This window comes from Candidatus Bathyarchaeota archaeon A05DMB-5, assembly GCA_019685655.1.
Taxonomy (GTDB): domain Archaea; phylum Thermoproteota; class Bathyarchaeia; order Bathyarchaeales; family Bathycorpusculaceae; genus DSLH01.
Window position 1 is genome coordinate 24,299 of the sequence record JABFQP010000005.1, and the last position, 13,117, is coordinate 37,415.

The 13,117-nt window shown below is 40.0% G+C and carries 10 protein-coding genes; 2 read left to right on the top strand and 8 right to left on the bottom strand.

The annotated features are described in order from the left end of the window. Positions 1 to 3: 3 nt before the first annotated feature. Both HM003_07210 and HM003_07215 read left to right on the top strand, forming a co-directional pair. Complete coding sequence (locus tag HM003_07210) at positions 4 to 540, top strand: Lrp/AsnC family transcriptional regulator (GenBank protein ID MBX5329119.1); 537 nt, start codon at positions 4 to 6, stop codon at positions 538 to 540. After that, positions 537 to 863: a hypothetical protein gene (locus HM003_07215; protein MBX5329120.1), complete on the top strand. Its 327-nt coding sequence runs from the start codon at positions 537 to 539 to the stop codon at positions 861 to 863. Before HM003_07210 ends, HM003_07215 begins: the two co-directional genes overlap by 4 nt. Here the strand turns inward: HM003_07215 and HM003_07220 are convergent. The 8 genes from HM003_07220 to HM003_07255 form a co-directional block, all read right to left on the bottom strand. Next, on the bottom strand, positions 837 to 1,769 hold the full coding sequence (locus HM003_07220) for a hypothetical protein (GenBank protein MBX5329121.1): 933 nt from the start codon (positions 1,767 to 1,769) through the stop codon (positions 837 to 839). The two genes, HM003_07215 and HM003_07220, sit on opposite strands and share 27 nt — an antisense overlap. Before the next feature lie 46 nt (positions 1,770 to 1,815). Continuing rightward, a complete protein-coding gene (locus HM003_07225) occupies positions 1,816 to 5,667 on the bottom strand; it encodes a PKD domain-containing protein (protein MBX5329122.1) in 3,852 nt (1,283 codons plus the stop codon). A 223-nt stretch (positions 5,668 to 5,890) separates the two neighbouring features. Further along, positions 5,891 to 6,142 carry a hypothetical protein gene (locus HM003_07230; protein ID MBX5329123.1) on the bottom strand — a complete coding sequence of 84 codons (252 nt, stop codon included), beginning with the start codon at positions 6,140 to 6,142 and terminating at the stop codon, positions 5,891 to 5,893. A 382-nt stretch (positions 6,143 to 6,524) separates the two neighbouring features. Beyond that, a complete protein-coding gene (locus tag HM003_07235) occupies positions 6,525 to 6,977 on the bottom strand; it encodes a hypothetical protein (protein ID MBX5329124.1) in 453 nt (150 codons plus the stop codon). Positions 6,978 to 7,090: 113 nt separating this feature from the next. Then, positions 7,091 to 8,656 (bottom strand): hypothetical protein, encoded by a 1,566-nt coding sequence (locus HM003_07240; GenBank protein MBX5329125.1) that lies wholly within the window; start codon positions 8,654 to 8,656, stop codon positions 7,091 to 7,093. 325 nt (positions 8,657 to 8,981) lie between these two features. Next, positions 8,982 to 9,767, bottom strand: coding sequence for a hypothetical protein (locus tag HM003_07245; protein MBX5329126.1), 786 nt, complete (start codon positions 9,765 to 9,767; stop codon positions 8,982 to 8,984). A 92-nt stretch (positions 9,768 to 9,859) separates the two neighbouring features. Beyond that, positions 9,860 to 10,894 (bottom strand): hypothetical protein, encoded by a 1,035-nt coding sequence (locus HM003_07250; protein ID MBX5329127.1) that lies wholly within the window; start codon positions 10,892 to 10,894, stop codon positions 9,860 to 9,862. Between the two features lie 176 nt (positions 10,895 to 11,070). After that, a complete protein-coding gene (locus HM003_07255; GenBank protein MBX5329128.1) occupies positions 11,071 to 13,077 on the bottom strand; it encodes a hypothetical protein in 2,007 nt (668 codons plus the stop codon). Positions 13,078 to 13,117: the final 40 nt, after the last annotated feature.

The following is a 13,117-nucleotide window of genomic DNA, read 5'->3' on the forward strand; positions in this document are numbered from 1 at the left end:
AGATTGAAGTTAAAAAACAGCACTTTAACCTTAGACATTACAGACTTGAAAATTCTAGAATCCCTACAAGAAGACGCGAGGCAAACATACACGGACATAGGCAAACGCTTGGGAATAGCTCATTCAACAGTTTATGATAGAATAAAAAGAATGGAAAAATACGGAATAATCAAGAAATACACGACGGTTATTGATGCAGAAAAAGCCGGAACAAAGGGCGTAACAGCGATTATGACTGTCTACACAGACCCGAAGGAAAGCGAAAAAGCGGCAGAAAAACTTTGCCAAGCACCACAAGTCATTGAAGTCTACACATCCCTTTCAGAAGAACTCCAAATAATAGCAAAAGTCATTGCGGAAAACCAAGAAGATTTGCACGCGTTTATCGCCAACGCAGTAGCGCCCTTGCCCGGCGTTTTGAGAATTCGCACATCAATAGTGACGAAGAAATTTAAGGAAACCCAATTTTCAATAATTAATGACCCGAAAAAGTTAACATTTATAAGAGGAACATATAATATAAAGGAAGAATCTAAATGAGTGTGGATGTTTCGAAAATTTTGAGAACAGTTCCGCGGGAAAAGGCATTCTATTTTTTCACATCCATAGGAAATTATACAGGTGTGAGCGCTTCTTCCTTGAAAGAGTTTGTAGAGAAAATAAACGAGGTAAACGTGAAATCCTTAGAGTTTCACCTTTACCGTGGAGACTTCGAAAAATGGATAGATGAAGTTTTGCAAGACAAAGAGCTTGCTGAGGGAATCAGAAGACTCCAAAAAGTCAATTTGGCAGGTGAAGTTCTCCGCAACCAATTACACGCAACAGTTTCTAGACACCTAAAGTGGTTGACAAGCCAAATCTAAAATTTTTCGCTTTAAACCCGTAAAGGTCATGCAAAGGGCAGGCGCCAACGTAAAAGATGCAATCATTCCTTGAAGATTTGAAGAAGCTTTTGTTTCCTCGATTAGGTCTGATATCTTCAAATTGCCGATTATGTCTGTATGTGGATAAAATGTCATGCGACTCCCTGGAGGAAATGTCCAATCGGGAACGACATTGCCAACGGCATCTGCAATTGACATTTTTTCTTCCAATAACATTCTAAGTAACCTCACAGTCTCTTTATCCGAGTGGCTTATGTCGACTTCTTCTGTCCAGCCGATATATGCGGTCGCGCCTTTTTGGATAAAGGCGTCAGCCATTTCCTCATATCCTGGCTTCAAACTCCAGCAACCCATCGCAATGATTATGCTTTTTGGGAAAACGCCGTCCAGATGCTTTATGAAGTCAGGGGTTATGGCAAAATAGAATTTACCGGGTTCCCATGTGTAATTGCCTTTGGAAACATAGTCGTAGACGCCGTCTCGATATTCTTCAGAAGTAAAAATATCCACTTCGGTCTCAGAATCTCTCTTCGCGTAATGCGCACGCAAAATTATTATCCCATAATCACGCTTGGCAAGTTCCTTAAAAAAATTCACTTTCACGGTTTCATATCTATGATAGGTCACGCTGAACCCAGCTTGCTCTAAAATGCTCACTGAAGTTTCATTGAATTCCTGAGCCATCGTAGAATTTGAAGGGAATTTTTCACCTATCTGGTCTATAATCGCCGCGTTTAGAGAGAATTTGTTTGGTTTTTGGAGAAGAATGAAAGATAACACTAAGCCAAAAATTATTATGGATGTGAGAACTGCTGAAATCAGCATAAGTTGCTTGTTAGAGAAACGCCGCTTTACATTCGAAACAGTAGCCTTAGTTTTACTCATTAAATAGCGTCTCCAATTCGCAATAAAAGAAAGATGTAAGAGAAAGCTATTTTCTTTTACGTTTCACAATTATCAGTGCCGCGGCAAACGCAACTAGCAGACCAGTATATGCCACGAAGTAAGATGCTGAAGGCTGTTTGCCAACCAATAACGAATAACCTCCGACACCAGGTTTTGTAACGGACACAGTAGCCATGTTGGATTTTGCACTCATGCCACCAGAGTCTGTCACGTTTACATACACGTTATAAGTGCCAGTAGCTGAAGGGGTAAACGTCCACGTCGATGAAGTCGCGCCTGAAACAGGAACGCCATTAAGATACCATTGATAGCTATACGGCGAAGACCCGCCACTGACTGTGGAAGAGAAAGTTACAGATCCACCTACAGGAATAGATGTGGAAACAGGCGTTATTGAGGCAGAAATTGAGGGTGGAGTCGGCGCTGACTTAAACACTGCTTTTAAGGTGTGGTCACTGTTCATCGTGACCGTGTATGATGCGGCTGAGCTAACATTGACGCCGTCTAACTGCCAAACATCAAACACATAACCAGTGCTAGGCGAAGCAGTTACTAGAACCATAGAACCAGCATCATAAGTATACGTGCCGGGTGCAGGATTTGTTGTGCCGCCGGCAGTTGTTTGTATTGTTAACGTGTAAGTTATTAGTGTGAAAACTGCGCGGAGAGTGTGGCTGCTGCCAACGTGAACAGTGATTGGATTTGCTGAGCCTATATTGTTACTGTCAAGTTCCCAGTGGTCAAAACGATAGTTCGCGTCTGGAATAGCTGTTACAGTAACGTCTGTTGGATAATCATACGTGTAGGTTCCTGGAGCGGGATTTGTTGTTCCACCTTGCGATACGCTAATTACAAGCGTGTGCGTCTCAGCAAACACTGCCTGCAAATCGTGGTTGGCGTCCATAAACACGTGTATTGTTAAATCTGAGCCAGCATTAGAGCCGTCTAAAACCCAATAGTCAAATCTGTAGCCTCCATTAGGCGTGGCAGTCACGTCGACGGTTGTTCCACCATTATATACATATATGCCAGGAGCAGGAATAGTTGTGCCGCCTGCAGTTGCAGAAATTGTCAGAGTATAATTTATGCGCGCAAAAATCGGCTGTAAAGTATGGTCGTCTGTCATTAACACGGAAATCGGGTCAACTGAGCCAACGTTTATACCGTCAAGCAACCAGTAATCAAGCATGTAATAAGCGTCTGGGATGGCATCTACGAAAACGTTTGTCCCGTTAACATACACGTGTGTTCCAGGAGCCGGATTTGTTGTGCCGCCTGTTGAGCTTAAGATTGTTAATCTGTATGTTAGTTGCTGGAAAACAGCGTGCAGAATGTAGTTGGCATCAATTGTTAAGGTAATTGGATTCGCTGAGCCTGCGTCGCTACCGTTAAGTTGCCACTTAACAAACTTGTAGTTAGCGTCAGGAATTGCAGTAACAACCACTGAGGAGCCATTGGCATAGACGTATGTTCCGGGCACTGGGTTTGTTGTGCCGCCTGTTGAAGCTGTTATTGTAAGTGTCCAGTTGATTAAAGAGAAAACCGCTTGCAGATTATGGTTGGCGTCCATGTAAACGCTGATGGGATTAGCTGAACCAGCGTTGGAACCATCTAGAACCCAATGGTCAAAGAAGTAGTTTGCTGAGGGGACAGCTGTAACTTCAGCGTATGAACCAGATGGGTACGTGTAGGTTCCCGGCGCTGGATTTGTTGTTCCGCCTGCCGTTGAGGTTACGGTCAACGTGTATGTTATTAATGCAAAATATGCTTTCAACTCGTAGTTGTTGTTCATTGTAATAGTGATTGGGTTGTTTGAGCCAACGTTTGAGCCGTTAAGTTCCCAATATGCAAGTTTATAGTTTACATCCGGAACCGCTGTAACTTGAACGTCTGTTCCTTCAATGTGAGTGTACGTTCCAGGAGCAGGTGTTGTTGTCCCACCAGCTGTTGCTGTTATTGTAAGCTTGTATGTTCTTGAGTTAACTGTAACTTCAGCTTCGTTTGAAAGCTGGGTTGCAGATGCAGCGTCGGTCACTTTCAAAGATACTAGATAATAGCCAACAGAAGAAGGCGTAAAAGTCCATGTTGTAGAATTTGCTCCCTCGACTTCAGTGTCGTTGACATACCATTGATAGGTGTAGGGGGGAGTGCCCCCGGAAATTGTTGAAGTAAAATGCACAGAGTCCCCAATTACAATGACACTAAATGTAGGCTGGATAGAAACCGAAAGAGCTAGATTAACAGTGACTTGAGCAATGTTTGATTTCGCCCTCACGCCAACATTGTCAGTCACGTTAAGGTATACTTGATAAATGCCCGTTGATGCAGGCGTAAAAGTCCAAGTGTTAGAATTTGTTCCAACTGGCGTTCCATCAAGATACCATTGATACGTATAAGGCGGAGTGCCGCCAGAAACAGAAGAAGTAAAAATCACTTGTTGACCTAAGTCGATAACCGCAGAAGCAGGACTTATCGAAACAGACAGCGGCAATGGTCCAGCTTGGTATAAAACTGTGGAATCCTCCGAATGCGGAGACCAAGTCACTTGAGACCAAGAAATCGGTACACAAATGTGCCCATAAGCGTCAAAATGTATTCTTGCGCCTACTGCATTAGAAAATGTAACGGTAACTTCCAAAGTTTTGTAGCTTTTAGGCAAGATTGTTCCAACATTAATGTAGGTGTCGTTAAACCATGTTGGATAGACGCAGCCGCTTGGCCAATATTTTGTGCCGTAAGGTTTAGGTTTACCATATTGAAAAGCACTCTTTGGTATCGATGTGCCATTTATTGTTAAGCTCAAGAGATTATTGTAAGCAGCATCATTCAAAGCTACAATCAAATGGGTGTCATCAGATTCTAGGCATTTGCTAGTGTCGTAGATTTTAACTATAAAACTCCAAGAGTTTCCTGTTCTGTTCAAAAGCCATCCTTCATCTATCCACGGGTCACCAGTGTACTGCTTTACCCATATTCCCTCAGGCAAAGAAACACGCAGAATCGCAGGATCTACCACTTCTATAATTTGCGTCTCAGTATCGGTTAATCCGTCATTGTCTGTAACAGTCAGAGTCACTGTATAATTATCATACATTATATATGTGTGTTCAATAGTAGGCGTTGTAACGGTTGTTACGTTTCCATCACCGAAATCCCAAGAATACGCTACAATTGACCCGTCAGGATCAAAGCTTAGAGAAGCATTAAAAATCACCGAATCATTTGCGACCGGGTAAGTAGGTAAATAGGTAAATGATGCTGTGGGCGGCGTATTCTCATAAGTCACCTCTAAGTATGGGTCTTGTGCTGTACCCGTGGATTCTTTGCTGGCGAAATATCTTGCCAAATTCGGATTGTTTTGAAGCGGATCATCCAAAAGAAGTTTTATAACCACGCTTAATATTTTGTCTCCTGAATACTGAATTTGACCGTAAGGCGTAATGTCCCAACAATAATACTTTCCAGTTCCTCCAACAGGAATGCTCGTGATAAACGCGCCTACAGCCGGTGCATTATTCCAAGTTATACTTGCCTCGTTCCAGTTGTCACCAGTCTCATGCACGTAAATTTCAACGCTTGGGTTGGCATCCATGTAGGTGCAGTATAGGTAAAGCTTAACAGAAGTTATTGTCTTACCACTAGGAATAGAATTCAAGTCAAATTTCAGATAACTCCGTCTAGTTCTGGAGTCAGACCTAACGCGCAAACTTGTTTCTGACCCATGGTTGTCATTTGGAAATTCAGCCTCAACCCAAGAATCATGCGTTGGATAGAGCTTCGATGTATAAGAAGATTCGGCTTGAAACACAAGTAAAGGAGAGCATAATAGGATCATAATTAAAAGCATAGCCAATACTGAATTACCGTTATACTTCACGCTGCCTTCTCCCCTCAGCAAAATAAAATACTACCACAACACATTTAAAACTTACGGAAGTATCTTCTATAATAAATTATTGTACCCTTTTGTATGCATCATACGAAAAATGTAATAATAAAAATCTCAAACTTTGAAAACGTACTAGAAAAAATAGACAAACATCAATAGTAATGTTAGACACGGATGTAACATTTTAATCATCAAAAAGACGCTCGTCAATCTAAACTCGGAATCTCATGCTTATTATATTGTTCATAAGCCCGGTTTCGTAGAAGTAGCGTGCAAGATAATCTTTTATTTGGTCATAACCAACATTTTTTCCAACAACTATACCACTTAAGTCAGGTTTAGGTCTAGTTCTAAATTTCGGCTTTATTAAGTCCGGGCTAACATTGTACCTTTTAATTATTTTTATCTCGAACCGTTCTAGCCCATGCTGAGGACACCGCATTTCGATCCATACACTGGTCAAGCGATATCCCTCCCCCCTCTCATCTTTAATGACAAAAGCAATATAAATTGTTGTTGCTTTAAAATGTTGTGGACGGACGTTCTAACTGTCTTATTCTTTCTTATAGTGGATATCCCGCATCAAAAATAAATTAGAACACAACCTAACAATACTATTAATGTTATTACAGCAATTGATACGTATATGGCTTCGGATTTAACAGTTCCCCCCATTCTTTTCACGATAACAAACAAAATTATGAAAATTTGCAGTGCTATAATACCACTTAGTACTAAGGCCATTCCCATTATTTGGAGTAAAGGATGCAAATTTTCACTCCTTATCCAATATTTTCGCTTTTAGGAGTATTTAGGTACTGAAATACTTTAGGGTTCCTATGAAACTACAAATACCTTATCTTGAGGTAGAGAGAATAAAAGAGGAGCGTTAATCCTGCAGCTGCAAGAATAAGAGAGACTGATGAATAGATTGGAACGGGTACAAGTTTCGCTACTAATGCCTCACGAACTTCGATGTGACTAATGCGAACGGAAGTTCGCACGATTTCTGTTCTGACTTCCACTATAGTATGAACTACTATAGCTAGAACTATTAAAAATATTGCTAGTGCTCCGCAAGCGGCAAAGATCTTCTCTAAGCGCGTACTATTTTTATAAACTTGGAAATGTGTCACAAAGGCGATTGCAAGAAGAGCGCCTCCAAATAGCATAAAAGTAGATGCCTCTGGAGAGAATGTGAAAGGCTTAATAAGGGTAATACCTATTATCAGAAAAATTATGCCTATAATCACAGACATCTTACTTATGTAGCCACCAACTATGTCTAGCGCGTTCACGTTTATTTAGCCCAACTCATAGTGTTAATTCTAGAAACATATATTCTTTTCGAGTACGACATTGAAATTACAGTTGGAGTTTCCAAAATAATTAAAATAGAAAAATGTGGGTGTTAGTTTGTTTTTTTAAATATCTTAGTTTTTTTAGAACATATTAAAACAGTCATGATGGAGGCAGTCATAAGAAGCAGCATCATTGTAAATAGTGTATATTCTGGAATTACTGTGTAAGTGAAGTATTCTCCATCTTTGTCATTTACAGCATAGTTTTCAGCGTTGTCATAAGCTTCTATCCTGTATTGTATGAATGTGCCTGCAGCATGCCCTGGAATTGTTGTTTCCCACAGCCCACTTGTGGAGTTGTATGTCATTTCGACGCTGTACCATGTGGTGTCATTTTTATAGTAGAGGGTAACGTTTTTAACTCCGCTTTCAAGGTCTGTCACATTCACTGAAACTGTTACTGGTTGATCAGGTTGAACGTTGTCTTCAGGTGGGTTCTGTGCAGGAGCATCTATTGTGGGAGGTGTCTCGTCAATGGATAGAAAGTTGAATGTTGCATGTTCAATGTTGTGGGGAATTTGAGTATAAAACTCATTCCATAGTTCGGTTTCATTTAATGTAAGCAGAGATGAAACCGGAGGCTCAGCTATCACTTTCAGAGTTATTGTACCGATTACTCCACTTCCACTCGGGAACGGTGCATGATATTTGCCTTCGCTGTCAGGGAGAAAGAGAACTCCTACAACAATTTTATTGTGACAATAGGGAAGATCTGGATCTCCATGATAATCGCTCGAGGCAAAATATATTATGCTTTCTCCTTCTGCTTCGTTTACAAAGCCATCTAAGTATGTTCCGTTCTGCCATTGGACAAACTCAAAGATGCTGGTGTTGTAGACTAAAGCAAATTGGATGGCTATTAAATGCCATTCTTCATCTAAGTCGGCAAGAACTATATCGATATTAAAGGTTTCGTTTAATCGATAGGCATTGTATGTCGGCGGTTCTACTTTAAGAGTGGGAGTAGGTAATGGCGACCAGTTGTATTCAAAGTATGCTGGTTCAGTTGGTGGAGTTTCTGAACCAATTGGATGATAGTATAAACTTGTCCAATCGGGATCAAAAGCGAACCATGCGGTTACTTGCGGGTTTGTTTGGTTTACTTCTTTGATTATTTTAAATTGTATTTGACCTAGTGTTCCTGAGCCGTTGAAAGTCCATTCAGTATTCATGATGTAGCTGTAACCCCATTTTAGGATTCGATGTGTAGCGTTGACCTCATCATTAACTACTGGAGGAGCTATAGGTACATTACCCGCTTCTTCGGATCCCTTAAAGACATGGTCAGTTGGACGCCAAGCGGACACATACCGGAGTGTCTCGTTATTATATATTAAACCTGTTCCCCAGCCCTTTAACGCTTCAACATTGTTTACTGTCAAATTTAGAAAGAATGTGGAGTCGACAGAGGTTTCGTTAGAATAAAATATGAAGTTCGATGTTCCTAAATCTCTTACGGTTGTTGATGCATTCCATTTTGCAGGGTAGCCGTCTGGACCTGGATTAGTTACTGAGATTGTGGTAGGTTCTTGCGGATTTACTTTGTTTATTGAAAATGGCATTGCAAGACTTATAGCGAGCAACGTAATAATTAGAGAACATGTAGTCTTTCTCAATATCTACCACCGTAGCATAAGATTCTAAATGAACCAATATTTGAAACTTTCTATCTATAAATCAGTGTCAGAAAACAAAATTTGCCATCGAGAAGAAGAAAACACGCCAAATCGAAATAATGCTAAACAATAATCAATGTATCTAACAGCTAAATTGCCAATTCTGAGTATGGTTTTTTATAATCAATTAAAAACTTACGTGTCTCTCTTAGGTGCTTTGAGAACCAAAAACCAAACAAATCTAAAAAGTAAGATTAAATTTAAACGGTTTCAAACTCTTATTATACCGCGAAGATTTAATAAATGAATAAATGGCAAGACATTTTTAACCCTTTTTGCCGCCTCTTAAAATTTTCTTAGATTTCAGCTTAAAATTTAGAACGATAGCACCCACCACTATTATTGCTATAACAGCTATAACAGCTATAACCAATATCCAAAAAGCCCCTGCATCTTGAGATGATTCCGCAAAATACTTAAAAAATGCATTTTTAACAGTTGGTATCTGTTTTATTCCTGGATAGTAATAGACTGCTGTCCATTCTTGGTCCCATTCTATAAAAGTTTCGGCTAATGTGTCTTTGACTATTTTGAACTGAATTTGGCACAGCGTGCCTGATCCGTTAAAAGTCCATGGTTCCTCTTCTTCGGGTGTTACGTATGTGCAACCCCACATAAGAAGTTTGTGTGTAGCATTAATATCTGTAAATGTTACATCCGGAGCAACAATGTCCCAACCCTTCTCTTCGATAGACTTAAAAACATGATCAGACGGTCGCCAAGCGGAGGAGTAACTTAGGATGGTCTTATCATAGGCTATGCCAATGCCCCAGCCTATTAAGTTTTCAACATTGTTCACTGAGACATTCATAAAAAATGTTGAGCCAGCAGAAGTCTCATTAGAATAAAATATAAAATCTGATGTGCCAAAACTTCGAGGGTTAGTTGAAGCAGTCCATTTTACAGGGTAACCATCAGGACCCGGATTAATTAATGATACTATAGGAGGAGACGCGTTATTAAGAGTATGAGCTGCCTGTATTGGGTATGTCGTAATAGCAATTAAGAGATATAAAATTATCCCTATTGTTTGAATTTTCTTTTTAATCATAGTTTTCACCATAGGTGTTCTGTTATTAAGTACGCTACACCGAATCTTTCTAATATTAACATATATTAACGCATTGCATTCTTCATAGTGCTCTAGCGGGCTGTTTGTAAGCGCTTCAACTTTCGAAATACAAAAGGCGTCGCCAACACTAAAACAACCAAGATTACATAAATTATCAACAAAGTGCCTAAGGATGTTGAAAACCACAAAGATATAAGCCACATAGCATATTCAAATGAAGTTAACATTTTTTCGATTGTTATTGTAGTTTCATACGTGTTATTTGCAATCTCAGTCTCGAATTCTAGTGGTTCAGCATAAACTACAAGTTGATACGTGCCAAGTGACATATTTTGAGGGACATCCCACACATATTTAAATCGATCTGATTCACCGGCTCCTAATGTTAAGTCGCTCCTCACAAGTTCAATGTCATCAACCTTCAAAGTGAAATTGAAAGTTTCAATACCGTTTCCGTAGTTTTTGAAATTGATGGTTATTGTTAAGTTTTCACCTACATAAATTTTATCTTTTGATATTTCAACAGTTTCAATTGCAATGTCCTGAATGGGTAGCGGTATTTCTGCACTAGCACTAGTTACGCGAACTTGGGCTGGTTCAGCCTTAATTTCTCTTTTCTCTTTAAGCGGGTATAGAAACACACAGCTGTCCAGCGAGCCAGGTGCGCTTCCAGGGGCTTCCTTTATCACAATTATGTTTGTTTGGTAATATTCCCCTTCTGGAGGAGTTGCCAATATTGTAAAATTCATCTTGCACAAAAGGCCTTTTCCTGAAACGCTTACTGGATAATACGGTGGATCATTTCCAAAATACATGGTTACCATTCCAGCTTTTACGTACCCCATTCCTTGCGACTCTTCGATAAACTGCATGGCGGATATTAGGATTGCACCATCGTCTTCCGCTGTTTTGAAAATGTGATTGTCTGGGAACCAGCCCCCCGTGAAATTAATTATGCTTATATTCCATGAAATATAGATCTGCCAACCATACATGTCTGTAACGTCTTTAATGTAAAAATCAACTGTAAACACACTTCCAACGGGGTATTCAGTCGCGTTGAACTCGAATTTAAGGCTTTGGTCGATAGGATTCTCTATTCTCATAGTCGCATATTCTTCTAATAAGCCTGAAACTTTGTTGAAAGTTAAGGGGGAAAATGCAAACAAGATAATAGAGGATATAAGAAAAACTTTGTATAATTGTTTAAGCCGAGGCAACTCGATCACAGAAGTGATATTTTAAAAACCAATTTATAAGCTTGTTGAAAAAGAAGGGAAGATTAACATGTTTTACCAAAGCTCATCACTACGAGTATGATGTCACCCATAGTTATTCTTCCGTTTTGGTCTAAGTCAGCGTCAGGAGTCCATCTTGGATGCCCAGGATAAGTGCCAAAGGCGGTTACAATAACGTTTATGTCGTCCATGCTGACTCTTCCATCACCGTTGATGTCACCCATAATTTTAATCTTAACAGTTCCATCTGCCAATATGTTGTCTGACAGGTTCATTTCAAACGGAACAGTTTCAGCCTCAGCAGAGATAGTGTAGTTGTGACAAGGTGTGACTCCTTTTGTATCCCAGACAAGCGTTACTGTAGTTTCCGTGTGCGGAGGTAAGTCTGCCACTGTAGTTTGATTAAACATGGTGCTGTCATATTTTCCTCGAACATTGAAGGTTTCTGTTAGATTGCCGTTGTTTCTAACAGTGACGTTTACGTAGACCAACCATCCAGCATAAGCAACATTGGGATAAACTTCGATTTTTACTACGGCTACGTCACGTATGAGCCCTATAAACATTCCATGATAAACCTCATGCACTATAGGCTTTCTAGTGGGGTCTTCAATATGCGTATCGGTTAGATTTATCGGACTGACACCCATAGCTTCTACATGGAAAGTTATAGTGGCAATTGTCACTGGAGTATAAGTTGTTATTGGATTCGGATAAGTCAAGTTTACCCAGATGTATCCACTTTCGTCATCGATTGAGATCTTCTTTGTAGGCATTTGACCTTGTACTGAAGGAATGTTAACTTGTAATTCCAAGAGAACTTCGCGAGTATAAGTCAGGTTGAAAATTACCATCTTCATGTTCTCAATGTCGGCTACTGTTACGTTTATGGTGAAGTTAGTGCATGGCACAAGTGACGGATCTATGACCTCCGAAGGATCAATGCTTAATTTTGCAATTAATATATTACTAAAGTATCCACTGCCTTTCGTGTGTGCGATCGGTAGGTCAAACGAATCGTAAAGGTTGTCATCAGCAATTGTTATCGGAGTATCCCCGAAATCTAACACCTCAAAAGTTATTTTTGCGAGTTCGCCATCTCCAAAACCCCCGTTTTCTGCACCAACTAGGTAACAACTAATCGATATTTGTCCATGTGTTGCATTGTAATTACTCAGAATGTCAAATGCAAAAGCTGTCGTTCCAATTGATTTCAGAAAATCTCCTTCGAACACGTTTGTGGCGTTTAATATTTGGTTTTTGTAGTAGATCTTGACCTCCCAACTGTAAAGGTCTGTAGCATTAAAGACTTTTAGGCTCATGTTAAAGCTACTTGTTGGTACAAGAGAGACATCAACCACTCTTTCTGGTTCAAATGTTAAATGGGCAATTTTTGGAACAATTGGATAAAGATATTGATAATAGCCGCTACCGAGCGAAGGAATTATTGTTCCAGCAGGATGCTGATACAATGCTGTCCACTCAGGGTCAAACGCAAACCATGCAACAACCTTAGGACTAGTTTCGCTTACTCCTTTTATTATTCTAAAACGAATTTGGCACAGTGTACCGGTTCCATTAAAGGTCCATTCGGGTTCACCCATGATATAAGTGCAGCCCCATTTTATGATTGTGTGCGTTCCATTGATGGATTCAATGGTTGGAGACGGAGCAATTATCGTCCATCCCATATCCTGAACTGGTTGGAAAATGTGGTCTGGCGGGCGTCTTGAGCCATTGTATGCTAGTTTAGTATGGTCGAATACTATTCCTATTCCCCAACCCTTCATTCTCTCAGCGTTAGTTACAGTGACATTCATGAAAAAAGTATCATCAACATCGGTTTCATTTGAATAAAATATGAAGTCTGAAGTGTCAATATATCTCGGAGGACCCGCAGTCCAAGAAGTTGGCCAGCTTGCTGGACCAGGATTAATGAATGAATACTCTGGAGTTGGCGATGCATCTGTTTTCTGTGTAGTGGAGTTAAGAACTATTGTCGCAGCTAGCATTAACAATATTAAAGTTGCACAATATATTTTTGTTTTCAAGAGAATTTCCCCTTCCTCCTATTACGTGATTATTGCTACG

Excerpts from the sequence above, each read along its gene's own strand:
- HM003_07250 (MBX5329127.1), bottom strand. The coding sequence starts at position 10,894 with ATGAGAATAGAGAATCCTATCGACCAAAGCCTTAAATTCGAGTTCAAC.
- HM003_07220 (MBX5329121.1), bottom strand. The coding sequence starts at position 1,769 with ATGAGTAAAACTAAGGCTACTGTTTCGAATGTAAAGCGGCGTTTCTCT.
- HM003_07215 (MBX5329120.1), top strand. The coding sequence starts at position 537 with ATGAGTGTGGATGTTTCGAAAATTTTGAGAACAGTTCCGCGGGAAAAG.
- HM003_07245 (MBX5329126.1), bottom strand. The coding sequence starts at position 9,767 with ATGATTAAAAAGAAAATTCAAACAATAGGGATAATTTTATATCTCTTA.